26 protein-coding genes and 3 pseudogenes are annotated in these 24250 nt (G+C 65.1%); 15 read left to right on the top strand and 14 right to left on the bottom strand.

Annotated features, from left to right (window positions below; translation table 11 throughout):
- The first annotated feature begins 119 nt into the window (after nucleotides 1–119).
- Together AWB79_RS32815 and AWB79_RS32810 are read left to right on the top strand one after the other, a co-directional pair.
- A complete protein-coding gene (locus AWB79_RS32815; protein WP_061171643.1) occupies nucleotides 120–869 on the top strand; it encodes a lipoyl protein ligase domain-containing protein in 750 nt (249 codons plus the stop codon).
- An 18-nt stretch (nucleotides 870–887) separates the two neighbouring features.
- On the top strand, nucleotides 888–1718 hold the full coding sequence (locus tag AWB79_RS32810; protein WP_232471092.1) for a hypothetical protein: 831 nt from the start codon (nucleotides 888–890) through the stop codon (nucleotides 1716–1718).
- Nucleotides 1719–1752: 34 nt separating this feature from the next.
- Here the strand turns inward: AWB79_RS32810 and AWB79_RS32805 are convergent, their stop codons facing one another.
- The 3 genes from AWB79_RS32805 to AWB79_RS32795 form a co-directional block, all read right to left on the bottom strand.
- Nucleotides 1753–2283, bottom strand: a complete 531-nt coding sequence (locus AWB79_RS32805; RefSeq protein WP_096031648.1) for a YMGG-like glycine zipper-containing protein — start codon at nucleotides 2281–2283, stop codon at nucleotides 1753–1755.
- Between the two features lie 49 nt (nucleotides 2284–2332).
- A complete protein-coding gene (locus AWB79_RS32800; RefSeq protein WP_061171610.1) occupies nucleotides 2333–2683 on the bottom strand; it encodes a hypothetical protein in 351 nt (116 codons plus the stop codon).
- 173 nt (nucleotides 2684–2856) lie between these two features.
- Nucleotides 2857–3660, bottom strand: coding sequence for a DeoR/GlpR family DNA-binding transcription regulator (locus AWB79_RS32795; RefSeq protein ID WP_074169464.1), 804 nt, complete (start codon nucleotides 3658–3660; stop codon nucleotides 2857–2859).
- A gap of 31 nt (nucleotides 3661–3691) precedes the next feature.
- Between AWB79_RS32795 and AWB79_RS32790 the strand changes: the two genes are divergently transcribed.
- On the top strand, nucleotides 3692–4279 hold the full coding sequence (locus AWB79_RS32790; RefSeq protein WP_061171608.1) for an NUDIX domain-containing protein: 588 nt from the start codon (nucleotides 3692–3694) through the stop codon (nucleotides 4277–4279).
- Here AWB79_RS32790 and modC read toward each other — a convergent pair.
- Genes modC through modA form a run of 3 tightly spaced genes read right to left on the bottom strand, consistent with a single transcriptional unit; the run spans nucleotide 4268 to nucleotide 6864 of the window.
- Nucleotides 4268–5413: a molybdenum ABC transporter ATP-binding protein gene (gene modC / locus AWB79_RS32785; protein WP_061171607.1), complete on the bottom strand. Its 1146-nt coding sequence runs from the start codon at nucleotides 5411–5413 to the stop codon at nucleotides 4268–4270. The two genes, AWB79_RS32790 and modC, sit on opposite strands and share 12 nt — an antisense overlap.
- A complete protein-coding gene (gene modB / locus AWB79_RS32780) occupies nucleotides 5406–6086 on the bottom strand; it encodes a molybdate ABC transporter permease subunit (protein WP_061171606.1) in 681 nt (226 codons plus the stop codon). Before modB ends, modC begins: the two co-directional genes overlap by 8 nt.
- Nucleotides 6087–6096: 10 nt before the next feature.
- Nucleotides 6097–6864 (bottom strand): molybdate ABC transporter substrate-binding protein, encoded by a 768-nt coding sequence (modA, locus tag AWB79_RS32775; RefSeq protein WP_198399145.1) that lies wholly within the window; start codon nucleotides 6862–6864, stop codon nucleotides 6097–6099.
- A gap of 321 nt (nucleotides 6865–7185) precedes the next feature.
- Here modA and AWB79_RS32770 point away from each other — a divergent pair, with 321 nt between their 5' ends.
- From AWB79_RS32770 to AWB79_RS32755, 4 genes are all read left to right on the top strand, one after another.
- Nucleotides 7186–7983, top strand: a complete 798-nt coding sequence (locus tag AWB79_RS32770; RefSeq protein ID WP_061171605.1) for an enoyl-CoA hydratase/isomerase family protein — start codon at nucleotides 7186–7188, stop codon at nucleotides 7981–7983.
- A gap of 17 nt (nucleotides 7984–8000) precedes the next feature.
- Nucleotides 8001–8669 carry a glutathione S-transferase family protein gene (locus AWB79_RS32765; RefSeq protein ID WP_061171604.1) on the top strand — a complete coding sequence of 223 codons (669 nt, stop codon included), beginning with the start codon at nucleotides 8001–8003 and terminating at the stop codon, nucleotides 8667–8669.
- An 82-nt stretch (nucleotides 8670–8751) separates the two neighbouring features.
- The gene (locus tag AWB79_RS40245) at nucleotides 8752–8976 is read left to right on the top strand and encodes a hypothetical protein (RefSeq protein WP_198399148.1); all 225 of its coding nucleotides are present in this window, start codon (nucleotides 8752–8754) and stop codon (nucleotides 8974–8976) included.
- A 403-nt stretch (nucleotides 8977–9379) separates the two neighbouring features.
- Entirely contained in the window at nucleotides 9380–10423 is a 1044-nt protein-coding gene (locus tag AWB79_RS32755; RefSeq protein WP_061171602.1) for a PDDEXK nuclease domain-containing protein, read from the top strand.
- A gap of 202 nt (nucleotides 10424–10625) precedes the next feature.
- On the opposite strand, the gene AWB79_RS32750 is transcribed toward AWB79_RS32755, so the two are convergent.
- The 3 genes from AWB79_RS32750 to AWB79_RS32740 all read right to left on the bottom strand — a co-directional run bounded on the left by AWB79_RS32750 (nucleotide 10626) and on the right by AWB79_RS32740 (nucleotide 13223).
- Nucleotides 10626–10943, bottom strand: a complete 318-nt coding sequence (locus tag AWB79_RS32750) for a c-type cytochrome (protein ID WP_082862544.1) — start codon at nucleotides 10941–10943, stop codon at nucleotides 10626–10628.
- Complete coding sequence (locus AWB79_RS32745) at nucleotides 10940–12208, bottom strand: PQQ-dependent sugar dehydrogenase (protein WP_061171639.1); 1269 nt, start codon at nucleotides 12206–12208, stop codon at nucleotides 10940–10942. Before AWB79_RS32745 ends, AWB79_RS32750 begins: the two co-directional genes overlap by 4 nt.
- Before the next feature lie 250 nt (nucleotides 12209–12458).
- A complete protein-coding gene (locus AWB79_RS32740) occupies nucleotides 12459–13223 on the bottom strand; it encodes a hypothetical protein (RefSeq protein ID WP_061171601.1) in 765 nt (254 codons plus the stop codon).
- Nucleotides 13224–13402: 179 nt separating this feature from the next.
- Between AWB79_RS32740 and AWB79_RS32735 the strand changes: the two genes are divergently transcribed.
- The gene (locus tag AWB79_RS32735; RefSeq protein ID WP_061171638.1) at nucleotides 13403–13879 is read left to right on the top strand and encodes an outer membrane lipoprotein; all 477 of its coding nucleotides are present in this window, start codon (nucleotides 13403–13405) and stop codon (nucleotides 13877–13879) included.
- A gap of 59 nt (nucleotides 13880–13938) precedes the next feature.
- Here the strand turns inward: AWB79_RS32735 and AWB79_RS32730 are convergent, their stop codons facing one another.
- From AWB79_RS32730 to AWB79_RS32725, 3 genes are all read right to left on the bottom strand, one after another.
- Entirely contained in the window at nucleotides 13939–14340 is a 402-nt protein-coding gene (locus AWB79_RS32730) for a hypothetical protein (protein WP_061171600.1), read from the bottom strand.
- A 19-nt stretch (nucleotides 14341–14359) separates the two neighbouring features.
- The gene (locus AWB79_RS40240) at nucleotides 14360–14515 is read right to left on the bottom strand and encodes a hypothetical protein (RefSeq protein ID WP_198399144.1); all 156 of its coding nucleotides are present in this window, start codon (nucleotides 14513–14515) and stop codon (nucleotides 14360–14362) included.
- A 104-nt stretch (nucleotides 14516–14619) separates the two neighbouring features.
- Nucleotides 14620–15060, bottom strand: coding sequence for a diacylglycerol kinase (locus AWB79_RS32725; protein WP_061171599.1), 441 nt, complete (start codon nucleotides 15058–15060; stop codon nucleotides 14620–14622).
- Between the two features lie 352 nt (nucleotides 15061–15412).
- Here AWB79_RS32725 and AWB79_RS32720 point away from each other — a divergent pair, with 352 nt between their 5' ends.
- On the top strand, nucleotides 15413–16561 hold the full coding sequence (locus AWB79_RS32720; RefSeq protein ID WP_082862543.1) for a polysaccharide pyruvyl transferase family protein: 1149 nt from the start codon (nucleotides 15413–15415) through the stop codon (nucleotides 16559–16561).
- On the opposite strand, the gene AWB79_RS32715 is transcribed toward AWB79_RS32720, so the two are convergent.
- A complete protein-coding gene (locus AWB79_RS32715) occupies nucleotides 16527–17399 on the bottom strand; it encodes a LysR family transcriptional regulator (RefSeq protein WP_061171597.1) in 873 nt (290 codons plus the stop codon). The genes AWB79_RS32720 and AWB79_RS32715 overlap by 35 nt on opposite strands.
- Nucleotides 17400–17501: 102 nt before the next feature.
- On the opposite strand from AWB79_RS32715, the gene AWB79_RS32710 reads away from it, so the two are divergent.
- Both AWB79_RS32710 and AWB79_RS32705 read left to right on the top strand, forming a co-directional pair.
- Nucleotides 17502–19043: an MFS transporter gene (locus AWB79_RS32710; protein WP_061171596.1), complete on the top strand. Its 1542-nt coding sequence runs from the start codon at nucleotides 17502–17504 to the stop codon at nucleotides 19041–19043.
- A 241-nt stretch (nucleotides 19044–19284) separates the two neighbouring features.
- Nucleotides 19285–19980 (top strand): SDR family oxidoreductase, encoded by a 696-nt coding sequence (locus tag AWB79_RS32705; RefSeq protein WP_061171595.1) that lies wholly within the window; start codon nucleotides 19285–19287, stop codon nucleotides 19978–19980.
- 18 nt (nucleotides 19981–19998) lie between these two features.
- Here AWB79_RS32705 and AWB79_RS32700 read toward each other — a convergent pair whose 3' ends face one another.
- Complete coding sequence (locus tag AWB79_RS32700) at nucleotides 19999–21042, bottom strand: GGDEF domain-containing protein (protein ID WP_061171594.1); 1044 nt, start codon at nucleotides 21040–21042, stop codon at nucleotides 19999–20001.
- A 386-nt stretch (nucleotides 21043–21428) separates the two neighbouring features.
- Between AWB79_RS32700 and AWB79_RS32695 the strand changes: the two genes are divergently transcribed.
- The 4 genes and pseudogenes from AWB79_RS32695 to AWB79_RS38615 form a co-directional block, all read left to right on the top strand.
- Nucleotides 21429–22601, top strand: coding sequence for a methyl-accepting chemotaxis protein (locus tag AWB79_RS32695; protein WP_061171593.1), 1173 nt, complete (start codon nucleotides 21429–21431; stop codon nucleotides 22599–22601).
- A pseudogene (locus AWB79_RS32690) lies at nucleotides 22583–22950 on the top strand (response regulator). The gene AWB79_RS32695 and the pseudogene AWB79_RS32690 overlap by 19 nt, the downstream one beginning before the upstream one ends.
- Nucleotides 22947–23528, top strand: a pseudogene (locus tag AWB79_RS32685) (chemotaxis protein CheA); the annotation flags it as partial. The pseudogenes AWB79_RS32690 and AWB79_RS32685, both read left to right, overlap by 4 nt.
- A pseudogene (locus tag AWB79_RS38615) lies at nucleotides 23524–23954 on the top strand (chemotaxis protein CheB); the annotation flags it as partial. The pseudogenes AWB79_RS32685 and AWB79_RS38615, both read left to right, overlap by 5 nt.
- Nucleotides 23955–24250: the final 296 nt, after the last annotated feature.

Here is a 24250-nt window from a genome sequence, read left to right as displayed (position 1 = left end):
GGTCGTTTCACGTCGCGCGCCTCGCCGGGCAGGCCGCCGGCGGGGCGCGCTCGTTTTTCACGGTTATTGACTACCATGCGTGGATGGCGTCGCCCGCGACGCGCCCCGACATCGATTCCATGTCCTTCGAACTGATCGATTCCGCTTCGCTTTCCGGCGATCCGCTGGACGCGGAGGAAACACTCCTTGCGCGCGCCGCCGCCGGCCACGCCGTCGCGCACGTCTGGGATGCGCCGGTTTCGCTGGTCGTGCCGCGCAGTTATCAGCGCTACGCGCCGCTCGCCGACGCGCGCGAGGCCTTCGCGCGGCGCGGCTGTCCGGTGTGGCTGCGGCTGTCGGGCGGCGGGCTCGTGCCGCAAGGACCGGGCATTCTCAATCTGAGCCTGGCGTATCCGGTACGTGCGCCCATGGGTGCGCGCTCGGAAGCCGTCTACGTGCATCTGTGCAAAATCATCGCGGATGCGCTGACTCCGCTCGGCGTGCTGACGCATTGGCAAGCGGTCGAAGGCTCCTTCTGCGACGGGCGCTTCAATCTTGCGTGGGGCCCCGGAGAAGACGCCCGGAAGATCGCCGGCACCGCGCAATACTGGCGGCGCGTGCAGCAGGCTTCCGGAAGCGCAGGCGAACAACCGCTTTACGCGGTCCTCGCGCATGCTGTATTGCTTGTCGATGCCGATCCCATCGAAATCAACGAGCGCGCCAACGCGTTCGAAGCGATGATCGGCAGCGGCAGGCGCTATGAAGAATTGAAGGTCGTGACCGTTGCGCAGGCGCTTGCCTACGAATGCTTTGCGATTCCCCACGATTTGCGCGCCCGCGTGCGCGCCGCGCTGATCGGGCACGTGAAGGACGCGCCGCTGCCGGAGTAAATACGCACCGAGGTGGCCATGCCGGCGAAGCGCGTTGCAAATGGGTTTTTCTTCGCGTTGTGGGTTGCGGTGTGCGCCGCCGCGCCCGAATTCCTGTGGCAGGGCCTGTTCTCGCTCTTCGGCCATTTCTCCCTCACCGATGCAGCCGCGGCGCTGCTGATCGGCGCGATTCTCGCGTTTTTCGTCGAACCGCTGCTGGAGCGCCTGCGCGCGCTCGGCACGCATCACGCGGAACGCGAGCCGAAGACGCCCGCATACGCCGCGTGCGAAGCGCTGAGCTTCGCGGTGGTCGCGGTGTGCGTGCACGAGGCGATCACCGTGTATGTCGCGGCGAGCCACGGCAATGCGCAGGCGGGTCAGAATCTGGCGAAAGCCGTGTCCCAGGCGCTGCAATGGGCGGCGATTCCGTTTCTCATCACGATCGCGTGGATGGCCGCACGGGGACCGAAGTGGCTCGCGTGGACGGTCGCCGTGCTGGCGATCATCGCGGGCTATCTGATCGGCACGATGTTCGCGTGGGAGCTGCGCGCCGTGCTGACCAGCGTGATTCCGGCAGTCTTTATACTGATTGCCGGTTGCGTGATCGTGCGCGAGCAATGGGATGCATCGACGTTCCGGCGATGCGCTCGCGCGACGGCGATCATCGCGCTGACATGGATCGTGCTGACGGGCGCGTTGCAGGGTCTGCTATCGCTTGCGCATGTCGCGTCGTTTCGCATCTACGAGACGAGCGAGCTGTGGAGCGACCTGCGGTTTTACGTCGGCTGGGTGATCGGCCTGTTCGTCGCGCCGGCGTTCGTGCCCGAGACGCCGCTCGCCGGAGGCCATGCCTGGCGGATGCGGCGCTAAAGCGGAGCGCTGACGCTCGCGGGGACGAAGAGCGCTAGTACGACCCCGGCGGCGGCTGCCATCCGGGCGGCGGTGGTGGCGGCGGCGGCGTGTAATACGCGCCGGACGGCTGCTGCGGAACCGTATGCGCCGCGCCGCGCACGGGCACCTTGTCGCCCGCGGCGTACATGCATTGCAGATACGCGTAGTCGTAACGTTGCTGCACGTTGTAGCCCGACGCCTGCGACGTGCCCATGCCGACCGCGCTGCCGGTCAGCAGACCCGCACCCGCGCCGATGGCCGCGCCGGTGCCGCCACCGAACGCCGCGCCCGCCGCCGCGCCGATCGCGGTGCCAACCACCGCGCTGCCCACCGCGCTGTTGGTCGCCGCCTGGTTGGCATCCACGCCGCCCACCTGCTGGAGCGCGAACTGCCGGCACGAGTTGTCGTCGGCGCGGAACTGGTCGAACGTCTTGGTGCTGCCGGGCAGCGCCATCACGCTGGGTCCCGTGGGCATCACGGTGCAGGCCGAAAGGCCGGTTACGCCGATTGCCGCCAGGAGCAGCGCGAGCCTTGAGTAGTTCATGGATTCTTGCAAATTCACTTCTTGGTCGGAGTTCGGAGGGCCGGGAGCATCAGTTCGACGGCGGAGTTGCCGGAACCGGATGCCAACCTTCGCCACACTGCTTCACGTACGGGTAATAGGCCTTCGCGGAGTCGCAGTAGTACCACGTGCCGGGCTGCTGGGGCGGTGCGCCAGGATCGGCGGCCGGCTGACCCTGCTCGACATACTGTGTCGGTGCGGCGGGCTGCTGGACCACTACGGGCGGCGGCGGATAGTAGTAATACGGCGCGGGCGCGACCGGATACGGGTAATACACGGGCCCGCCGACCCACACGCCGACGTGACCCCAGGCGTATGCGTTGGCGGCGACCCCCGCGCTCGCGATCAGCGAGAGCGCGACAAAAGCCTTCAGGCGATTCACGACCTTCTCCAGAAAAAATGTTTGCCGAGTCGATGGCTATAACGGAAATCCGACCTCCGCTGTTGACTGGAAACGGCGCATCTATCAACGCTATTCCAGTTGCGGTGGAATTTCAATTACACGCTGCCGCCGGTATTTTTCGGCGTGTTACCCGGTAATAAAGTGTAGTGATTTCAGGCGCGCAGCACGGTGATTCCCGCCTGCTCGAATGGCTCGACGAGCTTCGCATCGGCCGTTTCCTCGACGATGATCGTCTGCGCCATTTCGATGCCGCCGATCCGGTACGCCGACGCCGCGTTGAGCTTCGCCGCCGACGCCAGCACGACGGTTTCGGCCGCCCGCGCCGCGAGCGCCCGCTTGATGTGCGCTTCCTCGAAATCGCCGGTGGTGAGACCGGCTGTCGGATGCACGCCGGTGACGCCCATGAAGTAGATGTCCGCGTGAATGTGCGACATGGCTTCGACGGCGGCCGCGCCCACCGTGACGATCGAATGCTTGTAGAGCTTGCCGCCGATCAGCACGACTTCGAGCGAAGGATGCGCGGCCAGCGCGACCGCCACGCTCGGGCTGTGCGTGACGATGGTCGCGCGCAGATGCTCTGGGAGCTGGCTTACAAGCAAGGCGGACGTGGTGCCGCCGTCGATGATCGCGACTTGTCCCGGCGCGATCATCTCCGCCGCTTTCCGGGCGATGCGCCGTTTCGCGCCCGATTCCATCTCCTCGCGACGCGCGAACGATGCCACCGCCGGCGACGCGGGCAGCGCGCCGCCATGCACGCGCTGCAAGGATCCCTCGGCCGCGAGTTCGCGCAGGTCCCGCCGCACTGTGTCTTCCGACACCCCGAAGCTTGCGCTCAGTTCCGTGGCGAGCACTTGTCCGTCGCGCCTGAGGGCGTCGAGAATGGCTTTCTTGCGTTGGCTGGTCAACATAGGTTTGCACGAATTTGCTTGATATTGCACGAAACTGCACGCTACCATGAGCGCACTGAATTGTCGAACAGGTGAAGCGATGGAAACCAAAGACCGCGTCCGCGTTCTCGAGACTCAAGTCCTTTCGGACGACTGGTATGTGCTCAGAAAAGTCATCTTCGATTTTCAGCGCCGCGACGGCGTCTGGCAGCGTCAGAGCCGCGAGACGTACGACCGGGGCAACGGCGCGACCATCCTGCTGCACGACAGCAAGACGGGCAACGTCCTGCTGACGCGCCAGTTCCGCATGCCCGCGTTCGTCAACGGCCACGACGGCATGCTGATCGAAGCGCCCGGCGGGCTGCTCGACAACGCGTCGCCGGAGGAGCGCATTCGCGCGGAGGTCGAAGAGGAGACGGGTTATCGCGTGCATCACGTCGAGAAGATTTTCGAGGCGTTCATGAGCCCCGGCTCCGTGACGGAAAAGCTCTACTTCTATCTGGGCGACTACGACAGTTCCATGCGCGTGTCGGACGGCGGCGGCGTGGAGGAAGAGGGCGAGGAAATCGAAACGATCGAAGTGCCGCTGCAAACGGCGCTGGCCATGATCGAACGAGGCGAGATCATGGATGGCAAGACCATCATGCTGCTGCAATACGCGGCGTTGAAGGCTCGCTCAGGCGAGTAGCGACACAGCCTTCACCTGCGCCCAGACCCGCATGCCTTCGACGATCGAAAGCCGGTCCAGCGAATAGCGCGTCACGCGCGCGAGCAGCGGCGAGCCGTCGACATCGAGGCGCACGACTGCCTGCGACGGATTGGCGTCCTTCGCGATATCGACGACCGTCGCGGGCAGCACGTTCAGCACGCTGCTGTGATGCTGCTCGTGCGCGCCGGTGATCAGACTCACGTCGCGCGCCTTGACGGTCACCCGCATCGTCTTGCCCGCGGCCAGCGGTGCGTGCACGACGGTGAGCTTCGCGCCCGAGTTGGGCAACGCGAGCGTCAGCAGGCCATACGCGCGGTCGAACGTATCGACGACGCCCTCGAACACGACCGATGCGTCGTCGGCGAGCGCGAGCGGCAGGTCGAGCCGCGCGAGCGTCTCCGAGAGCGGGCCGCTCGCGAGCGCGCGGCCGCCTTCGAGCAGCACGAGGTGATCGGCGAGCCGCGCGACTTCTTCGGGCGCGTGGCTGATATAGAGCATCGGAATGTCGAGCTCGTCGTGCAGGCGTTCGAGATACGGCAGGATTTCGAGCTTGCGTTTCTGATCGAGCGAGGCGAGCGGTTCATCGAGCAGCAGCAGACGCGGACTCGTCAAGAGCGCCCGCGCGATGCCCACGCGCTGCCGCTCGCCGCCCGAAAGACCCGCCGGCATGCGCTCGAGCAAATGCCCGATGCCGAGCAGTTCCGCCGCCTGCAAAAGATCGACGCGCCGCTCTGCCGGCTTCACGCGGTCGAGACCGAAGCGCAGGTTCTTCTTCACGCTCAGGTGCGGAAACAGGCTCGCTTCCTGAAAGACATAGCCGAGCGGGCGCTTGTGCGTCGGCAGAAAGACTTGGCGCGCGGTATCGAGCCAGACTTCGCCGTTGACGACGAGCCGGCCTTCGCGCGGCCGCGTGAGTCCGGCGAGACACCGCAGCAGCGTGGTCTTGCCGGAACCGGAATGGCCGAAGATCGCGGTGACGCCGCGCCCGGGCAGCGTGAGATCGAGATCGAGCGTGAAGCCGCCTTGCTCGACGAGAAAGCGCGCTTCGATGGCCGCGCTTGCCTCGGCGCGCCTGGGTGCGACCGTCGAACGGGAGGAAGTGAGTTCAGACATGAGCCGTCACGGAACGCCGGCCCGAATAAAGCAGCAGCAGGACGATGAACGAGAACACCACCATGCCGCCCGCGAGCCAGTGCGCCTGCGCGTATTCGAGCGCCTCGACGTGGTCGAAGATCTGCACGGACACGACGCGCGTGCGCCCCGGAATATTGCCCCCGATCATCAGCACGACGCCGAATTCGCCCACGGTGTGCGCGAAACCGAGAATCGTCGCGGTGATGATGCCGGGCCGCGCGAGCGGCAGCGCGATCGTGAAGAACCGGTCCCATGGTCCGGCGCGCAAAGTCGCGGCGGCTTCGAGCGGACGCCGGCCCATCGCCTCGAATGCGTTTTGCAGGGGCTGCACGACGAACGGCAGGGAGTAGATCACCGAGCCCACGACGAGCCCGGCGAAGGTGAACGGCAACAGGCCGATGCCCAGCGCCTGAGTGATTTTCCCGACGTAGCCGTTCGGACCCATCAGCACCAGCAGATAGAAGCCGATGACGGTCGGCGGCAGCACGAGCGGCAGCGCGACGACCGCCCCGACGATGCCCTTGAGTTTCGAGCGCGTATGCGTGAGCCACCACGCGATGGGCGTGCCGACGACGAGCAGAAGCGCCGTCGTCAGCGACGCCAGTTCGAGCGTCAGCGTGATGGCTTGCAGATCGGCGCTATCGAGCGGCATCAATCGATTTTTACAGTTGATAACCGTAGGACTTTATCACCGCGGCGGCCTTCGGACCCTTCAGGTATTCGATGAATTGCTTCGCGACGGGATTGTCCTTGCCCTTGTTGAGGATGACGGCGTCCTGCTTGATCGGTTCATGCAGATCGGCGGGTACGATCCACGCCGAGCCGCTCGTGATCTTGCCGTTCTTGTAGATCTGCGAGAGCGCGACGAAGCCGAGTTCCGCGTTGCCCGTCGCCACGAACTGCTGCGTCTGGGAGATGTTCTGGCCTTCGACGACCTTCGGCTTGATCTCCGAGGTCAGCCCGAGCTTGTCGAGCGTCTGATAACCGGCGAGACCGTAGGGCGCGGCCTTCGGATTGGCGATCGCGATGTGCTTGAAGTCGTTCTTCTTCAGCACTTCGCCTTTGTCGTCGACATAGCCGTCTTTTGCGGACCACAGCGCGAGCGCGCCGGTCGCGTAGGTGAAGCGGCTGCCGGGCACGGTGGCGCCTTCGGAATCGAGCTTGGCGGGCGTGGAGTCGTCGGCGGCGAGGAATACTTCGAAGGGCGCGCCGTTCTTGATCTGCGCGTAGAACTGGCCCGTGGCGCCGAAGGACGCGATCACCTTGTTGCCGGTGTCCTTCTCGAAGTCGGCGGCGATGGCCTGCACGGGCGCCGTGAAGTTGGCCGCGACCGCGACCTGCACTTCGCCGGCCAGCGCGGAGGTTGCGGCGATGCCCGCGGCAAGCGGAACGAACGCGGTAAGCAAAGCGCGCAAAATACGAATCTTCACGTGAAGCTCCTTGAATCGAGTTGACATTCTGGTTATGGAATCGACTTCGGACGACGCATGTGACAGGCCGCGAGCGTGTGGCCGTGCCGTCGGGCAAGCACCGTAATATATACGACTATATTGCGGCGGCGCACGCTCACCCTGTGACATGTCGATCATCGTTCTGGTCGGATGATTGACTTGCCCGCCATTTGTGAGTCTTGCTCAAAGAATTGGGTTGACCGTAGGAACGTTTTTCGTCGACACTTCTCGAAATGCGCAAGCCGCGAAGACTCAACAAATTGAGCGAAGCTCAATTCAAGTGCAGCAGGGAGACGACACATGACCGACGCACCGAATCTGCAACGCCTGAAGCTCGGCATCGAAGGGTACGTCGCGCGCGTGACGCTGGATCGCCCCGACGTGCGCAACGCTTTCGACGACGCGACCATCGTCGAACTGACGGCCGCCTTTCGCGCACTGAACGACGACGCCAACGTGCGAGTCATCGTGCTCGCCGCGAGCGGCCCGGCGTTCTGCGCGGGCGCCGATCTCAACTGGATGAAGCGCATGGCGGGCTATTCGGAAGCGGAAAACCGCGCCGACGCGCTCGGCCTCGCGACCATGCTCAACACGATCTACGCCTGTTCGAAACCGGTCATCGCGCGCGTGCAGGGCGACGCCTACGCGGGCGGCATGGGCCTGGTCGCCGTCTGCGACATCGCGGTCGCGGCGGATGCGGCGCACTTCTGCCTTTCCGAAGCGAAGCTCGGCCTGATGCCCGCGACCATCGCGCCGTACGTGATCCGCGCGATGGGCGCTCGCGCGGCGCATCGCTATTTCGTCACAGCCGAGCGTTTCGATGCGGCCGAAGCGCTGCGTCTGGGCTTCGTGCATGAAGCCGTCGCCGCCGATCAGCTCGACGCGCGCGTCGACGCGATCGCCGCGAGCATCGCCGCGAATAGTCCGAACGGCGTGCGCGAGTGCAAGCAGCTCGTCGCGGATTTCGCGGGCAAGGACATCGATCAAAACTTGATCGCGGAGACGGCGGAGCGCATCGCGCGTATCCGTGCTTCTGACGAAGGCCGCGAAGGCGTGCGCAGCTTTCTGGAAAAGCGCAAGCCGTCCTGGCTGGGCTGAGCGGCGGGAGAGCCGAGGTGATTACGCTGCATCATTGCGTGAGCGCGCGTTCGTTCCGGCCACTGTGGGCGCTGGAAGAGATCGGCGTGCCGTATGAGCTGAAGATGCTGCCGTTTCCGCCGCGTGTGCTGGCGCGCGCGTTCATGGAAGTGAATCCGCTCGGCACGATTCCCGCGATGGAGGACGATGCGCTCTTCATGACCGAATCGGCGGCGATCTGCCAGTATCTGGCCGCGCGCTATTCGCCCGGCGTGCTCGACGTCGCGCCGCACGAAGCCGACTTCGGGCGCTATCTCAACTTCCTGCATTTCGGTGAGGCGACGCTCACGTTTCCACAGACGCTCGTGTTGCGCTATACGCATCTGGAGCCGCCGGAGCGGCAGCAGCCGCAGGTCGTCGAGGATTACGCGCGCTGGTTCCACGCGCGCTTGCGCACACTCGCGCCATTGCTGGAGACACAGCCGTATCTGTGCGCGGGCCGCTTCACGGCAGCGGACATTTCCGTCGGCTATGCGCTGATGCTCGCGGAGCTCATCGGCCTGAGCGAGCGTTTCGCGCCGTCCATCGCACAATACTGGAGCCGCCTGCGCGAGCGCGCGGGCTTTCTCCGTGCGATGCGGGCGCAGGAAGCGGCGGCGCACGCGCAGAATGTGTCGCCGGTCCCCGCGCCGCGGCTCCGTCGGTAGTCACCCCCCTTCAAGTCCCCCCGTCCGGAGGGCTGTGCGATGCGTCGCGCGGCTCTACTCTTCACATCACGCGCTGACGTTCATGCGCGCCGATTCAGAGAGATTTTTCCTGACGAGGTTGGCCATGGTTCTCTTTTCCTGGTTTATGTCGATGATCGTCGCGCTGCTTGCGACGGCCACGATCGCGATGGCGCTGCCGCGCTCCGCCGCCGACGAACTGAGCGCCACGACGCCGCAATCGATTTTTAGCGCCGAGATGAACCGCTTCGACGCGATGCTGGCGTCGTGCATGCCCCAGGGCGACTGACCGAATTCGGCGCGCGCTGGGGAGCGCGCGGCGGACACCGGGGCGGACGTAAAGAAGGGCGTTGGATGTAAGCAGTTTCGAATCAACATGTTGCGGTAGTAGCAAGAACAATATCCACAGCCTTGTGCACGGAAACTGTGGATAAGCCGAGATCGAAGACCTTCGTGAAGGACGCGATGGGGAGACCACCCCGACACACAAGAATCGAGGCCGAAGAGCCTGGGAAAGAAACCCCCAAGCCAGTCGCAAGGGGCGTCGCGAGAGACCAGCCAGATAGAACAAAGCAGAACCCGTGTGAGACCGCGCCTCGGAGAAGGCGCGGCAGCACGGCAGCCATGTTCCGAAAGCCCGAATCCGCCGATAATGGCCGCTCCATGACAACCGGCGTCGGACCAGGAACCGCATGACCGCCAAACTGCCCAGCGCGTGGGGCGACGACTACCGGCATTGGCTCGCCGAACTGAAACTGCGCGTCGAACGGGCGCGCCAGCGCGCGGCGGCGAGCGCGAACCGCGAGCTGGTCACGCTGTATTGGCAAATCGGGCGGGATATTCTGGAGCGCCAGCAGCGTCAGGGCTGGGGCGCAGGCGTCGTCGATCAGCTCGCGCGCGATCTCAAGGCGGCGTTCCCCGACATGCGGGGCTTCTCGCCGCGCAATCTCAAGTACATGCGCGCGCTGGCTCAGGCGTGGCCCGACGAGACATTTGTGCAGCAGCCTGCTGCACAATTGCCGTGGTTCCATCTCTGCACCCTGCTCGACAAGCTGAAAAATCCCGACGATCGCGGCTGGTACGCCGCGAAAGCGCTCGAACACGGCTGGTCGCGGCAGGTGCTCGTGATGCAGATCGAAACCGCCGCGCACGCGCGCAGCGGCAGCGCCGTCACCAATTTCAGCGAAAGGCTGCCGCCGCCTCAATCCGATCTGGCGCGCGACGCGCTCAAGGACCCGTACATCTTCGATTTCCTCGGGCTCGCCGAGAATGCGCAGGAGCGCGACATCGAGCAGGCGCTCACGCGGCACATCACGCGGTTTTTGCTGGAACTGGGCGCGGGTTTCGCCTTTGTCGGGCGGCAGTATCGGCTGGAGGTGGGCGGCGACGAGTTCTTCATCGACCTGTTGTTCTATCACCTCAAGCTGCGCTGTTACGTGGTCGTCGAGCTGAAAACGACGCCCTTCAAGCCGGAATACGCGGGCCAGCTCAATTTCTACCTCTCCGCTGTCGATGCGCAACTGAAAGCCCCCGACGATCAGCCGACCATCGGGCTCTTGCTGTGCAAGGAAAAGAACCGCCTGGTCGCGGAATATGCGCTGCGCGGCGTCGCCAAGCCGATGGGCGTAGCCGAGTATCAGCTGCTGCGGGAAGTGCCGGCTTCGCTGGAAACGACGCTGCCTTCCATCGACCAGATCGAGGCCGAACTGCGTGGCGACGTGCCGGACGGCAGTTAGCCCCGGGCTCCGGCAAACCGGAAAAAAGGCGAAAAAAAAGCCCGCTTCATTGAGCGGGCTTGAATCCACATCGGTTGAGACATGGAGGAGACAGGTGTAAGTATAAACCCTTAAGTCTCCGCGTCAACACCTAAAACAAAAAAAATCGCAATCGGGTTTGGTCCGCAGCGAATCTACAACACTTGCTGACAAATAGCTGTCGTCATTGCTTGCCGAGACTGTGATAGTACGCCGCCAGATTGGCGACATCGGCGTCCGACAGGGTTTTCGCCATCATCGTCATCATTTCGTTCTTGCGTTCGCCCGAGCGGAAGTCGTTGAGCGCCTTGACGAGATATTCCTCGGTCTGGCCGGCCAGATTGGGCGCCTCGGGCAGCTTCGACATGCCGTCGATGCCGTGGCACGCCGCGCACTGCGTCGCCTTCGCACGCCCGGCCTTGACGTCGCCGGCCGCGAGCGCCGCGCTCGACGCCGCCGCCAGCGCACACATCGCCACGGCCGCCGTCAGCGCGGCGTTCATTTGGCCCCCGTATACGAAATGCGATAGATCGCACCCGCATAGTCATCCGAGACGAGGAGCGAGCCGTCCTGGAGCATCTGCACGTCGACCGGGCGGCCCATGTATTCGCCGCTCGACGTGAGCCAGCCTTCCGCGAAGACTTCCGCCTCGCCCGCGGTGCCGTCGTCCTTGATCGGGATGTACATGATGCGCGCGCCGATCGGCTTGGTGCGGTTCCACGAGCCGTGCTCAGCATCGAAGATGCCGCCCTGATACTTCTGCGGGAACATCTTGCCGTTGTAGAACGACATGCCGAGGTCGGCGGCGTGCGCGGCGAACTCGACCTGCGGGAACACGATGCCCGAGGGCGGATTCTGATCCTTGTACTCGACGGTGCGCACCTTGCCGCCGCCGTACCACGGGAAGCCGAAGTTCTCGCCCGCCTTGGTCGCGTGATTCAGCTCGCCCGGCGGGGTGTCGTCGCCCATGCCGTCGACCTGGTTATCCGTGAACCACAGCGTCTTGTCCTTTGGATTGAAGTCCAAGCCGACCGAATTGCGTACACCGTGTGCGTAGGTTTCGCGGTTCTTGCCGTCCTGATCCATCCGGATGATGCCCGCGAGCCCGTTGCGGTCGAGTTCGGCGAGCTTGTCCTTCGGCGGCACGTTCCATGGCTGGCCGAGCGCGATGTAGAGCTTCTTGTCCGGCCCGACGCGGCAGTAGCGCGCGCCGTGGTTGAAGCTTTCGAATTGCGTCGGGATCAGCTTGCCCTGCGGCACGACGACCGCCGCGGCGACATCCGGTCCGCCTTCGCCGAAAAACTGCGCCGCCGGAAAGCCGAGCACGCGATTCTGCTCGACGACATAAAGCACTCCGTCCGGCGAGAAGCACACGCCATTGGGCACCTTGAAGGTCACCGACGCGGCGAACTGTCCGACGTCGCTCGCGACGCGCTGTTTGGTGCGATCCGTCACCTGCCACACGCGATTCTTGCGCGTGCCGACGAACACGACGCCCGTCGAAGGCTCGATCGCCATGGCGCGCGCCTCGGGCACCACGGCATAGAGTTCGATCTTGAAGCCGGGCGGCAGCTTGATTTCTTCGAGGTTCTTGCGCAGCGCATCGGCCGTCTTGCCGGTCTGCGGGATGGTTTCAGCCGGCGCCGAGTTGCCGGTCTGACGGAAATTCGACAGCGCGTTGACATTGTCCTGCGCCGCATTCGCGGACGGCAGACAGGCGAACATCGCACCGATAGCCAAAGGCAAAAGCTTGAGGGTTGCTTTCATCTGGTTTCGTCTCCTGTTGTTGTCGACCGGGGCGGGCGCGTTGGCGCTTTCGTCCGGTCCCATGCAAGGCTTCTGGAAATTGCACTGAACGACACGACTACTCACGCCGACGCACGCAGCCCGCAACCACGGAAACGACTGGAGGAAATGTCACCACGCTGACTGCGGTGAGAACAATCTTAGGATAGAAATCGCCCATGTAAGCATTCGATTACCGATTTTCGAAGGCGCGAACCCGCGCGGGCGGCGCCTATTTCCGGCCGTCGAAGAGAAACACGTTCGCGCGGTCCGGCGCGGGCAAGGCGATCATCAGTCGCGCGCTGTCGAGCACCGCGTTACCGGTCACGGTCGCGTCGGGGAGCGGACAGGGCGCGGGACCGAAGGTCACCGAGATGTCGTAGGCGTTCGCGCCTTCGTGCGGCGCGACGGTGCCTTTGAAGATGCAGCCCAGATTGGTCGTGCCCGCGAGATAGCCGTCGCCGGCCACGGTGATGCGCGTCTGCGTGGTTCCATCCACCGACATGCCGCGCCCGCTGTACAGGCCGCCCGCATTGGCGCGGCTCGGGGCGACGTCGAGCATCGGCAGGACGCTTGCAGTGAAGGCGAGGCCCGCGCCGCCGTCCTTGCCGGTGACCGCGCCATCGACGGCGGGCGCATGCGAAAAGTCCGCGCTGAACACGGCGGGCATGGCCGGCGGCCGGCCGACGCGATAGTCGAATGCCGAGTTGCTGACGAAGCGCCCGTTGCCCGTCTGCGTCCCTCCAGTCGCCACGGCGACACCCGCCAGACGAGGACCGCCCGCGCTGCCGTAGAAGAGATAGGCGGTGCCGTCGAACAACATGAGGAGCGTGGCTTCGGTGCTGCTGCCCTTCAACGTGCCCTTGTAGACGCCGCCGGGCGGAAGCGTCGACGAGACCGCGGCGGGCGAAGCGCCCGAATCGTTGTTGCCGCCGTGCGTCGAGCAGGCGGCGAGCGCAACGGCGCAAACCACAAGGGGAATCGCGTTTCTTGTCATCGAGGACTCCGGCCGCGAGCGGTGAGAGTTCTGTATAAGCGCTTCACACATGCCGGTCAAGCGCGGCGCATCTCCTCATTCCCGGCTCATTCGGGCTCTTTACGATGCTTTCCATGGCGCCGCGCTCAACGGATCGCGAGCGAATCCAATCAATCATCGTTCGACCCGAGGAGAAGAACATGAACAAATCGACTATCGCGGTATGCGCGCTGGCCGTCGCCTGCACGGTGGGCATGAGCGGCTGCGCATCCATGGGCAGTTCGGCCGACGTCTACAACAGCATGCAGACGCAACACGAAGAAACCGTGCGTATGGCGACGGTGGAAAGCGTGCGCGGCGTGACGATCGAAAACAACGACGGCCGGCCGGCTCCGTACGGCGCGATCGGCGGCGGTTTGCTCGGCGCGGTCGCGGGGAGTGCGATAGGCGAAGGACACGGCTCGCTGCTCGCGGGCGTGATCGGTGGCATCGCGGGCGCGGTGGCAGGTGATCAGGTCCAGAACCGCATGGAGCGCCACGAGGGCCTGGAAATCACCGTGCGGCTGGACAACGGCGATCTGCGCGCGATCACGCAGGCCGCCGACGGCCGGATGTTCTACGCCGGCGAACGCGTGCGGCTCCTGTCGAGCGGCGGCATCACGCGTGTCACGACCTGAGCGATGGCTACGCGGGCGTCGAGCGGACGCCCGCGGCTCCATGAAACAAACACGACGCATCAAACCTTCCGGTAGAGCGACGCCTGCTCTCCGCTTTTCGCGCGGCCCCAGATCTGTTCGTCGCTGAGCGTGGTTTCGATCAGCTCGACGGGCGCTTCGCCATCCTGAATCACCGCGACGCGAAAGCCGTCGATCGGCTCATACGGGCCGAGAAGAACGGTTTCGCCTTCGATCGCCTTCATCAGGTCGCTGACCTTGAACGCCGCGTGCGGAACGGTGCGCAGCGATTCGGGCAGCGGGCTGCCTTCCTCGAACCGGTGATATTGCACGCGCAGGCGAGCGCATTCGGCGTCGCTCGTGTACATGCGGAACTGCGCGCTGTAGCGCTCGCCCGCGCGCGGCTCGCTGGTGGGAATGCCCAGATGATGAAACTCGTAAGTGACGCCGTCGCGCATGAACATGACTTGCCTCGGCAAATTTTCAGTAAGCCCCGGCCATCGGGAGAAGCAGATACGGCAGAAGGTCGTCGTAGGACAATTGCTCCGCGACGGGCGCGGCTTCGGCGGACTCGGCGTCGCGTTCGGCATCGTCGGCCAGCAGCGCGGCGGCGGCGATGGGCGCAGCTTCGATCTTCATCTTTCCCTCCTGTCGTGCAGCGTGTGAGGGAAGTCTGATCGCGGAGAATGAGTTGATCGTGAGCGCAGGCGCTGCGATAAATCAGCGCTGCCGGACAGGGCTCCTCACCAATGGGCACGGACCCATTGCCACGCGAGCGGCCCGCAGATCATGCCCCAGCTCATCAAGCCGATGACGATGGCGATCGTGACGGCCGCGCTGCCGCAGTCCTTCGCGCGCCCCGAGAGTTCATGGCGCTCGAGCGAGATCCGGTCGATGGCGGCCTCGATGCTCGAATTGATCAGCTCGACGAGCAGCACGAGCAGCACCGAACTCGCGAGCAGCACCCGCTCGGTGGTGCTCACCGGCACGACAAACGCAATCGGCAGCAACACGACAGCGGCGCAGACCTCCTGGCGAAACGCGCTTTCCTCGCGCCAGGTGGCGACGATTCCATCGCGCGAATGACGCAGGGCGAAGAAGCCGTGCAGCAGGCCGCTGCGCTTGACGCCTGACGGCTTCGGCCCGGACGGGGGCGGGCGGCGGGTCGAAGAGGGTTTGGCCATGGCGTAGCGATGTCTTTATCGAAAGGCGTGGTTCGGCGCAAATGGTCACGAATGATGCGATGGTTGAGCCCGCGGTTCAGGGAAATCGCGCGCGCGATAAACAACAACGCAGCGCGGCTCGGACGAGTCTCACGCGTTTCGCAAGCTACACGCATTCTCCCGCGCTCGCCCGGTTGATGGGACTGGTGCAGACGCAGCGGGGGAACATCCCACGCGCGAGATCGGCGCGCCATCGGGCGTTACTGCGGGTCAGGAGTAAGCTCGAGGTCTTTCGAAAGGAGACCTCCTGGCTACCGCTTCGCAGCGTCAAACCATCGTCTTCGGCGCATTCGACCGTCACAATTTCGGCGACATGTTGTTCGCGCATGTCACCGCGCGCCTGCTCGCGCAACGCGCGCCGCGGCAGGAACCGGTGTTCGCCGGATGCGCGCAACGCGACCTGCGCGCGTGCGGCGGTCACGCGGTCGCGGCGCTTGCGTCGGTCGCGGCGCGCTGGCGCGACGAGCCCATCACGCTGATTCACGCCGGCGGCGAACTTCTGACCTGCGACGCATGGGAAGCGGCGATCATGCTGACGCGGCCCGACGAAACGCAGTCGTGCATCGCCCGTTACGGAGCGCATGCGGAGGACCGCCGCGCGTGGGCGCGCGCCGTGCTCGGCACGGAGGCGCGCGCGCCTTACGTGATCGGCCGCGAGACCTTTCCGCGCGCGGCGTCGATCCGTTTCGACGCGATCGGCGGCGTGACCCTGGATGCCCGCGAAGCCGCGCTGCGCGAAGAAGTGCTCGCCAAACTGCGAACTGCCGACGACATCACCGTGCGCGACCTGCACACGCAGGCCACGCTGAAGCATGCGGGCATCGACGCGCGCCTGAGCCCCGACCCGGCAGCGCTGATCGCCGAACTTTTCGATGAACGCATAGCCGCGCATGCGCAGGCGGGCGCCGTCGCGGAAATGCGGCGCGCTTTCCCACGCGGTTATCTGGCCGTCCAGTTCAGCGCGGATTTCGGCGATGACCGCACGCTCGACGACATCGCCCGTCAACTGGATTCGCTGGGTGCAGCGAGCGGCCTTCGCATCGCGCTGTTTCGCGCGGGCGCGGCGCCGTGGCACGACGACATCGCGGTGTACGAACGCACGGCGCGGCGCATGCGGCATGCCGCCGTGCGGGTCTTCGAGTCACTGAACGCGTGGGATATCTGCGCGCTGATCGCATCGAGCGCGGGCTTCGCGGGCAGCAGCCTGCACGGGCGGATCGTCGCGATGGCGTACGGCCTGCCGCGCGTGAATTTCAGTCACGCGGATGCGCGCAAGCAGGAGGCTTACGCGTCGACGTGGGACATTGCAGGCGCGCCAGGCGTCGTGCCGGTCGGGCAATTGCAGGAAGCGATGCTCGACGCCATGCAGCTCGGCCATGAGGCGCTGCGCGAACGCGCGTCGGCGGTGGTCCGGGCATATCACACGGCTACGCGCTCGCGGCAAACTCCAGATATGCCCTGACCGCCGCCGCGCGCTCGAAGCGCCGGAACGCCATCGCCACTTCCGAGGGCACCGCCTTTCCCGCGATTTCCCGATACTCGACGCCCGGCACCGTCACGCAATGCGCGAGCGAGCGCGGCACGACCGCGACATCGCCGCCCAGCGACACATGCGCGAGCACGGCCGCGAGCGTGCCCGGCTGCGCGACGATACGCGGCGTGAAGCGCCCGCGCCGCGCGACTTCGAGCGTACCGCCTTCCTGCTCGGGCACGACGAACGACTGATTTCGCAGTTGCGCCGGCGCGATCAGCTCCGACTTCGCCAGCGGCGAATCGCCGGGCAGCGCGACGATGAACGCATCGCGATGCACCGCGCGCGTCTCGACGCCTTCGGGAAACGGCACGGGCGGCCGCACGTAGGCGATATCGATGCGGCCTTCCATCAGCAGCGCGCCCGCGTCGCGCATGACGATTTCGTCGATGCCGATTTCGACCTGGCGGAAGCGTTCGCGAAAACCGCGCACGGTCGCCTGGAGCACGCCGGAATAGACCGCCGACCCGACATAACCAATGACGATCCGGCCCAGTTCGCCGCGCTCCGCGAGCGCCGCGCGTTCGGCGCCGCGCGCGAGATGTTCGAGCGCGCTCACGGCTTCGTTCATATAGGCCTCGCCGGCGGCCGTCAACGCGACCGAACGCTTGGTCCGATGAAACAGCCGCACGCCGAGCAGACGTTCCGCTTCCTGAATCTGCCTGGTGAGCGCGGGCGGCGCGATGCCGAGCTCTTCCGCCGCGCGCGCGAAGTGGAGATGTCGCGCAACGCTCAGAAAACAGCGCACATGACGCAATTCGACGGACATTTTGTATTTACGATTTCGATAATTATTCAGCGATTCTATGCCAATGACATGAAACAGAGACGCCTTTAGCATCGACGGACAATTCCTAGCCGCGCATCCGTCATGTCCGATAAATCCGACCGCTTCGTCCTGCTCACCGCATCCGCGACTTGTGCGCTGATCACGCTCGACACCAATGTCGTCGCGGTGGCGTTGCCGTCCATCGCGCGCGATTTCCACGCCGGTTTCGCCGATGTCGAATGGGTCGTGAGCGCGTACATGGTCGCGTTCGCCGCGTGCCTGCTGCCCGCAGGCGCGCTTGCCGACCGCGTCGGCCGCAGGAAGATGCTGATCGCGGGGCTGGCCGCGTTCTTTCTGGCGTCGCTCGGCTGCGGGCTCGCGCCGTCGGCGCTGGCGCTCAACCTCGCACGAGCGGCGAAGGGCGTCGGCGCGGCGATGCTGCTGACATCGGCCCTCGCGATCATCGCCAACACTTTTCACGAAGGCGCGGCCCGCGCCCGCGCGTGGGCCGTGTGGGGCACGTGCATGGGCGTCTCCACGACCATCGCGCCGCTGGTCGGCGGCGTCATCACCCAGTGGGCCGGCTGGCGCTGGATCTTCCTGATGAACCTGCCGATCTGCACGCTGCTCGCTTTTTGCGCGTGGCGCGGCGTGCGCGAATCGCGCAACCGCGAAGCGGGGCCGCTCGATCTGGCCGGCAGCGCGCTCTTCGCCGCCGCGCTCGCGCTCGGCATCTGGGCGCTGATCGACGCGCAGGCCGACGGCTGGGCGAACTGGCGCACCGAGGCGCGTCTCGCGGCCTGTGCGGCGCTCTTCGCGATTTTCGTGCGCGTGCAACGCGCCCGCGACCACGCGATGATCGACCTCGCGTTGTTCCGCCAGCCGCGCTTCGTCGCCGCCGTGCTCGCGATGTTCGGCTACGCAGCCTGCGCACAGGTCATGATGACGTTCCTGCCGCTCTACTTGCAGAACGCGTTCGGCATGCCGGCGGTGCGCGCGGGCATCGGCATGCTGCCGTTCGCGATCGCGATGGTGATCGGCCCGCACATCGGCGCGGCGCTCGGACGGCGCGTGCCGGGCATGACGCTGCTGTCGCTCGGGCTGGCGGCCATCGGCGCGGGCAATCTGCTGACGGCGTGGTTCGCGGGCATGTCGAGCTATGGGCTGACCGCGCTCGGCATGATCGTCACGGGACTCGGCGCTGGCGTGCTCAACGGCGACACGCAAAAGGCGATCATGGCGTGCGTGCCGACGAACCGCACCGGCATGGCGTCGGGCATCAGCACGACGACGCGGTTCACCGCCATCGTCGCCTCGGTGGGCGTGCTCGGCGCCGTGCTCGCCAGCCGGACGCACGCCGCGCTGGAGATCCACGCCGGCAGTCTCGACGATCCGCGCAGCATGCTCGACGCGGTGTTCCTCTCGCGCCTTCTCTCCGGCGATCTCGCGCATGCGGGAGCGGGCGGCGAAGCCGTCCTGAGCATCGCGCGCGCGAGTTTCGCGAGCGGCTTTTCGGCGGCGCTCGCGGTGGCGGGCGGATTCGCGCTGTGCGTCTCGGTGGCTGTCCGGCTGCTCGCGGGACGCGCGCCGGTCGAAGGCCGCGCGCAACCGGCAGGAAAGGCGCACTCGGTATTGGCTGAATAGCGTGGCGCGATGCTTCCGGTCGTTTGTCGGCCGACGACAGGATGGCGGCTTTCGGCGCGAGCTTTCGAAGCCGCTCGCGATGAATAGCATCACGAAACGCTTCAAGGCGCGGAAGATCGACGCCTGATGGCGGCGCGATGCGCCGTCCGCTGCCGGCGGCGGCGACGTCAATTAATCCTGCTGGCGCGCTGCTTTCCGTCCTATCCTTTCTCTGGCGTCATTCAACCGGAGCGGGAACGCGATGAACAGTCTGGAAGGAAGGATCGTCGCCGTCACGGGCGGCTTCGGCAGTCTCGGACTCGCGACAGCGCGCGTGCTCGCCGGACGCGGCGCGCGCGTCGCGCTGATCGGTCACGGAGCGGCATCGGAGGCGCTGGCCGCGCCGCTGGACCAGGCGTGCGTCGTCACCGGCATCGATCTGACGGATGCGAAATCGGCCCAAAAGGGCATCGACGAGATCGTGCGGCAGACCGGCGGCCTGCACGCGCTCGTGAACGTCGCGGGCGCCTTCAACTGGGAGACGATTGCCGCCGGCAGCGTCGATACCTGGCAAACCATGTTCGACGTCAATGTGAAAACCGCGCTCAATGCATCGAAGGCGGCGCTTTCCTCGCTGGGCGAAGGCGGACGCATCGTGAATATTGGCGCGCTCGCCGCGTTGAAGGCGGGCATGGGCATGGGCGCGTACGCGGCATCAAAGTCCGCGCTGCTGCGCCTGACCGAGGCGCTCGCCGAAGAACTGAAGGACAAAGGCGTGACGGTGAACGCGGTGCTGCCGTCGATCATCGATACCGCGCCGAATCGCCGCGACATGCCCGACGCCGATTTCTCCCGCTGGGTGAAGCCGGAAGAGCTCGGCGCGGTCATCGCGTTCCTGCTTTCGCCCGAGGCGCAATGCATCACGGGCGCGGCGATTCCGGTGAGCGGGCGCGTCTGAAGTCGAATCGAGCTTGCGTCAGCGCGATTGCGCCTTGAAGCCTTCGCCGTGCATGCCCGCGCGATCGACCGCGGCGATGCGATTGCGGCCATTGTCCTTCGCCTGATAAAGCTGCGCGTCGGTCAGATTGATGAAGGTCGTCACGTCGATGCGCTCGCCGGGCACGACGGTGCCCACGCCGAAACTCGCCGTCACCTGCTGGTTGTGCGGAGAGCGCACGTGCGCGATCGCTTCATCGGCGATCAGCGCGCGGCAGCGCTCCGCGATGCGCATGGCGGCTTCGGCGTCGGTATTGGCGAGGATCAGCGCGAATTCCTCGCCGCCGAAGCGGCCCAGAAAGTGTTGCCGGCCCGCTGCCGCGCCGAGCACGCGCGCGATGCGCTTCAGGCATTCGTCGCCTTGCAGGTGACCGTAGTAATCGTTGTACGACTTGAAGAAATCGATGTCGATCATGACGAGCGAAAGCGGCTTGCCGGATGCAGTCGCGGCTTCCCATTCGCGCGCCATCACGTCGTCGAAGCGGCGGCGGTTGCCTACGCCCGTGAGGCTGTCGCTGAAGGACAGGCGTTCCAGTTCGCTCTGCAACTGCGCGAGCTTTTCCTCGCTGCGCTTGCGCTCGCTGATGTCGAACATGAAGCCGACGAGCGCCTCGACATCGCCATTTTCGCGGCGCACGACGTGCACGACATCGCGCAGCCAGACATAGCCGCCGTCACGGGTGAGCGCGCGGTAGTCGGCCTCGTGGTCCGTGCCCGCCTGCGACTGCGAAACACAGAAGTTGACCACCGCTTCGCGATCGTCCGGATGCATGCGCTCGGCCCAGTCCTGCACCGTTTTCCACGACGACGGCGCCCAGCCGAGCAGCGCCTCGATCTGCGGGCCGATGTAGGCGAACTCCATGGTCGCCCAGTCGATCTTCCAGGGAATTGCCTTGGTGGATTCGAGCAGCGTGCGATAGACGGCGTGATCGTCCTCGCCGAACGCATGGTCGGGCGGCGCGAGGGAGTCTTCGTGGCGCAGGAAGGCGGCTTTGAGCGGGCTTTCGGAGGAGTCGCAGGTCATTGTGTAAGCAGTGGCGCTGGGAGATGCGTGTTTATCGGCAGCGTGTGGGGGATGCTGAAGAGACGACGCGGGCGTCGACGTGAATTGCCGCGTTTCGGAGGTTACTGGTGGGCAGGGCGGGCGTCGTTGTCGATGCGCGCCCATTCAGCCGTTGAGTTACCCAGACGTCGAGGAAGCGATTCCTCGCGGCCTTTGAAGGAGGCGGAAAAAATTGCGACAACTCCTTCCGGTCGGGGTAAAAACATCCTAAAGACCGTTCGGTTTCTTGGCAGCGTACGGAAATACACCCGTTGCTTAAAAGAAATGGAAGTCCTTGGATGTCTCCCCTGTTTGCCACGTCGTTGTCTCAGCACCGCGTCGCATCCCTTATTGCACACCATGAATGCATGGCCATCACATTCGTAGCGGTGGCCGCGATGTGGGCCGCGGGCATTCGCACGGTGAATGGCTGGTCGCTCGCTGTCGCATGCGCGATGCTCGCGTTGAGTCTGTTCGCAGATTGTCGCCGCACGGCCGAACTCGCGGCACTGCGCAGCGAAGTAGCCACGCACGTCGAACGCACGTCGGAATTGCGCAGCGTCCTGTTGCCCGTCTGGAGCGCGCATATCGAGGACTCGCGCGCGCAGATGGAAAGCGCGGTGAGCGCGTCCACGGGCCACTTCGCGGCGATCGTCGAGCGGCTCGACAAGGCGCTGGGCACGTCCGCCGCGGAAAGCGGCCGAGACCAGGCAGCGAGCGTACTCGCCCAGAGCGAGCGCGATCTATCACCGGTACTCGGGTCGTTGTCGGCAGCGATGGCGAGCAATCGCGCGACGCAGGATGAAGTGCAAAGCCTCGGACGCTTCGCGCAGGAACTCGATGCGATGGCGGCTGAAGTAGCCGCAATCGCGTCGAAGACCAGTCTGCTCGCGATCAACGTCGCAATCGAGGCAGCCCACGCCGGTGACGCGGGCCGCAGTTTCGGTGTGCTGGCGCTCGAAGTGCGCAAGCTCGCGGCGATGTCCGGCGAGACCGGGCGTCAGATGGCGACCAGGGTCGGCGTGATCGTCGCAGCTATCGACGGTGCGCGCCGCTCCGCCGAAGCGTCGGCGCAGCGCGAGGCCAGTTCCATCGGCGCGTCGCAGGTCGCGATCAACGGCGTGCTCGACAACTTCCGCAGCGTGCTCGACGAACTCGAAAGCTCGACCGAGACGCTGACGCGAGAAAGCTTCGCGATTCAAGGCGAAATCATGGAATCGCTGGTGCAGTTGCAGTTCCAGGATCGCGTCAGTCAGCGCATGACCTATGTGCGCGAGAACATCGAGCGCACGGCGCCGCGCGTGATCGAAATCCGCCAGACGTTCGAACAGTTCGGCGTGCTTGAGGCGGTGGACAGCGAGAACTTGCTCGCTGAACGGCAGACGACATACGCGACGGTCGACGAACATGCGACGCATAGCTGCGCCGCCGGGGGCGGTGCGCAAGTTGGTGCGGTCGAGGACGTCACCTTCTTCCAGGCACCCCTTCTCAGTATCTTGTTTCAAACCACATCGAAATACTCATGGCAAAGACCATCATGATTGTCGACGACTCGGCTTCCTTGCGCCAGGTCGTGAGCATTGCATTGCGAGGCGCGGGCTATGAAGTCACCGAAGGCTCGGACGGGGCCGACGCGCTAAAGAAACTGACCGGTCAGAAGGTTCATCTGATCGTGAGCGACGTCAACATGCCGAACATGGACGGCATCAGCTTCGTGAAGGCGGTGAAGCAGTTGCCGGCATACCTCTTCACGCCGATCGTGATGCTGACTACCGAATGGCAGGACGACAAGAAGCGCGAAGGCCAGGCGGCGGGCGCGAAGGCGTGGATGGTCAGCCGTTCAATCCGACGCAATTGCTGGCCGTGGTGCAGAAGCTGGTTCTTCCCTGAACCTCGTCGGTGAACTGATCACCGTGACGGCGGGCGCGTCGCTGGTCGCGCGGCGCTCGTCGAATATCGAAATGCAGGAAAGCACGTCGACGCTCGCAAATCTCGTCGAGGAAGTACGCGACAGCGCGTTGCAGTTGCGGATGGTGAAGATCGGCGCCACTTTCAGCCGCTTTCAGCGCGTGGTGCACGACGTCGCGCGCGAGTTGGGCAAAGACAACGAATTGCGCACCAGCGGCGAGGACACCGAGCTCGACAAGACACTCGTCGAGAAGATCGGCGATCCGCTGTTGCATCTGGTGCGCAACGCGATCGATCACGGCATCGATCCGGTGGCGGCGCGCATCGAGCGCGGCAAGTCGGCGCGCGGCACGGTCACGCTCAATGCGTATCACGACTCAGGCAGTATCGTGATTGAAGTCAGCGACGACGGGTGCGGCCTCGATCGCGACAAGATCCTCGCGAAGGCGATCGAGCGCGGGCTCGTCGAGGCGGGCAAACATCTGAGCGCCCCGGAGGTCTACGCGCTGATTTTCGAGCCCGGTTTTCCCACTGCGGACGTCGTAACGAATCTGTCGGGTCACCGCCGCGTTTGCCGCGCGACTGGATAGCATCTGCGAGGTGTCGGTGAAAGAGGCGCAGAACAACATGCGCGTGGTGCCCGGACAGGTGCTGATCGCTCCGGGGGGCCGTCATATGCTGCTGCGCAGAAGCGGCGCGCAGTACTTCGTCGAGGTGGTGGATGGGCCGCTCGTGAATCGCCATCGTCCTTCGGTCGATGTGCTGTTTCGCTCGGTCGCCCGCAGCGCGGGCGCGAATGCGCTCGGCGTGGTCATGACCGGCGCGGCAGGAATGCTCGAAATGAAGAATGCGGGGCGCAGACGATCGCCCAGAACGAGGAGACATGCGTCGTGTTCGGTATGCCGCAGGAGGCGTTCAAACGAGGTGGCGTCGAACGTGCGGTGCCTTTGCACACGATCGCGCACGAGATCATGCGACAGATTTAGGGAGGGACGGCAGTCGATGCCAAACGCCTGAACGCCGAGTATGTTTGCTCGGACCGCTCCACGCCGGACTTTGCGAGTGAATCAAGCGTGATGTCCGAAGGCCCCCTACTGCCGACCTAACGGAGAGTCGCGCCGAAGGTCCGCAACATGCCCTGAGCCGGTCCGTCAAGTGACTTGAGGTAGACATCCGAGGGTTTCATTAGACGCCGCGTGCAGGAGCAGCGGGGAGCCACGCTTCCTCAACGCGTTCAGATAGACACTCTCATCATAGACTCGGCCATCTTCAGCCAATTTCA

Source organism: Caballeronia hypogeia, from assembly GCF_001544875.2.
Taxonomy (GTDB): domain Bacteria; phylum Pseudomonadota; class Gammaproteobacteria; order Burkholderiales; family Burkholderiaceae; genus Caballeronia; species Caballeronia hypogeia.
The sequence above is the reverse complement of the archived record's forward strand: the minus strand, read 5'-3'. Positions and strand labels throughout refer to the sequence as shown.

Excerpts from the sequence above, each read along its gene's own strand:
- AWB79_RS40240 (WP_198399144.1), bottom strand. The coding sequence starts at position 14,515 with ATGAAGATCGAAGCTGCGCCCATCGCCGCCGCCGCGCTGCTGGCCGAC.
- AWB79_RS32795 (WP_074169464.1), bottom strand. The coding sequence starts at position 3,660 with ATGGTAGCGTGCAGTTTCGTGCAATATCAAGCAAATTCGTGCAAACCT.
- AWB79_RS32770 (WP_061171605.1), top strand. The coding sequence starts at position 7,186 with ATGACCGACGCACCGAATCTGCAACGCCTGAAGCTCGGCATCGAAGGG.
- AWB79_RS32695 (WP_061171593.1), top strand. The coding sequence starts at position 21,429 with ATGGCCATCACATTCGTAGCGGTGGCCGCGATGTGGGCCGCGGGCATT.
- AWB79_RS32705 (WP_061171595.1), top strand. The coding sequence starts at position 19,285 with ATGAACAGTCTGGAAGGAAGGATCGTCGCCGTCACGGGCGGCTTCGGC.
- AWB79_RS40245 (WP_198399148.1), top strand. The coding sequence starts at position 8,752 with ATGCGCGCCGATTCAGAGAGATTTTTCCTGACGAGGTTGGCCATGGTT.
- modB (WP_061171606.1), bottom strand. The coding sequence starts at position 6,086 with ATGCCGCTCGATAGCGCCGATCTGCAAGCCATCACGCTGACGCTCGAA.
- AWB79_RS32730 (WP_061171600.1), bottom strand. The coding sequence starts at position 14,340 with ATGTTCATGCGCGACGGCGTCACTTACGAGTTTCATCATCTGGGCATT.
- AWB79_RS32725 (WP_061171599.1), bottom strand. The coding sequence starts at position 15,060 with ATGGCCAAACCCTCTTCGACCCGCCGCCCGCCCCCGTCCGGGCCGAAG.
- modC (WP_061171607.1), bottom strand. The coding sequence starts at position 5,413 with ATGTCTGAACTCACTTCCTCCCGTTCGACGGTCGCACCCAGGCGCGCC.
- AWB79_RS32710 (WP_061171596.1), top strand. The coding sequence starts at position 17,502 with ATGTCCGATAAATCCGACCGCTTCGTCCTGCTCACCGCATCCGCGACT.
- AWB79_RS32815 (WP_061171643.1), top strand. The coding sequence starts at position 120 with ATGTCCTTCGAACTGATCGATTCCGCTTCGCTTTCCGGCGATCCGCTG.
- AWB79_RS32790 (WP_061171608.1), top strand. The coding sequence starts at position 3,692 with ATGGAAACCAAAGACCGCGTCCGCGTTCTCGAGACTCAAGTCCTTTCG.
- AWB79_RS32750 (WP_082862544.1), bottom strand. The coding sequence starts at position 10,943 with ATGAACGCCGCGCTGACGGCGGCCGTGGCGATGTGTGCGCTGGCGGCG.
- AWB79_RS32805 (WP_096031648.1), bottom strand. The coding sequence starts at position 2,283 with ATGAACTACTCAAGGCTCGCGCTGCTCCTGGCGGCAATCGGCGTAACC.
- AWB79_RS32735 (WP_061171638.1), top strand. The coding sequence starts at position 13,403 with ATGAACAAATCGACTATCGCGGTATGCGCGCTGGCCGTCGCCTGCACG.
- AWB79_RS32720 (WP_082862543.1), top strand. The coding sequence starts at position 15,413 with ATGTTGTTCGCGCATGTCACCGCGCGCCTGCTCGCGCAACGCGCGCCG.
- AWB79_RS32745 (WP_061171639.1), bottom strand. The coding sequence starts at position 12,208 with ATGAAAGCAACCCTCAAGCTTTTGCCTTTGGCTATCGGTGCGATGTTC.
- AWB79_RS32700 (WP_061171594.1), bottom strand. The coding sequence starts at position 21,042 with ATGACCTGCGACTCCTCCGAAAGCCCGCTCAAAGCCGCCTTCCTGCGC.
- AWB79_RS32755 (WP_061171602.1), top strand. The coding sequence starts at position 9,380 with ATGACCGCCAAACTGCCCAGCGCGTGGGGCGACGACTACCGGCATTGG.
- AWB79_RS32715 (WP_061171597.1), bottom strand. The coding sequence starts at position 17,399 with ATGTCCGTCGAATTGCGTCATGTGCGCTGTTTTCTGAGCGTTGCGCGA.
- AWB79_RS32740 (WP_061171601.1), bottom strand. The coding sequence starts at position 13,223 with ATGACAAGAAACGCGATTCCCCTTGTGGTTTGCGCCGTTGCGCTCGCC.
- AWB79_RS32810 (WP_232471092.1), top strand. The coding sequence starts at position 888 with ATGCCGGCGAAGCGCGTTGCAAATGGGTTTTTCTTCGCGTTGTGGGTT.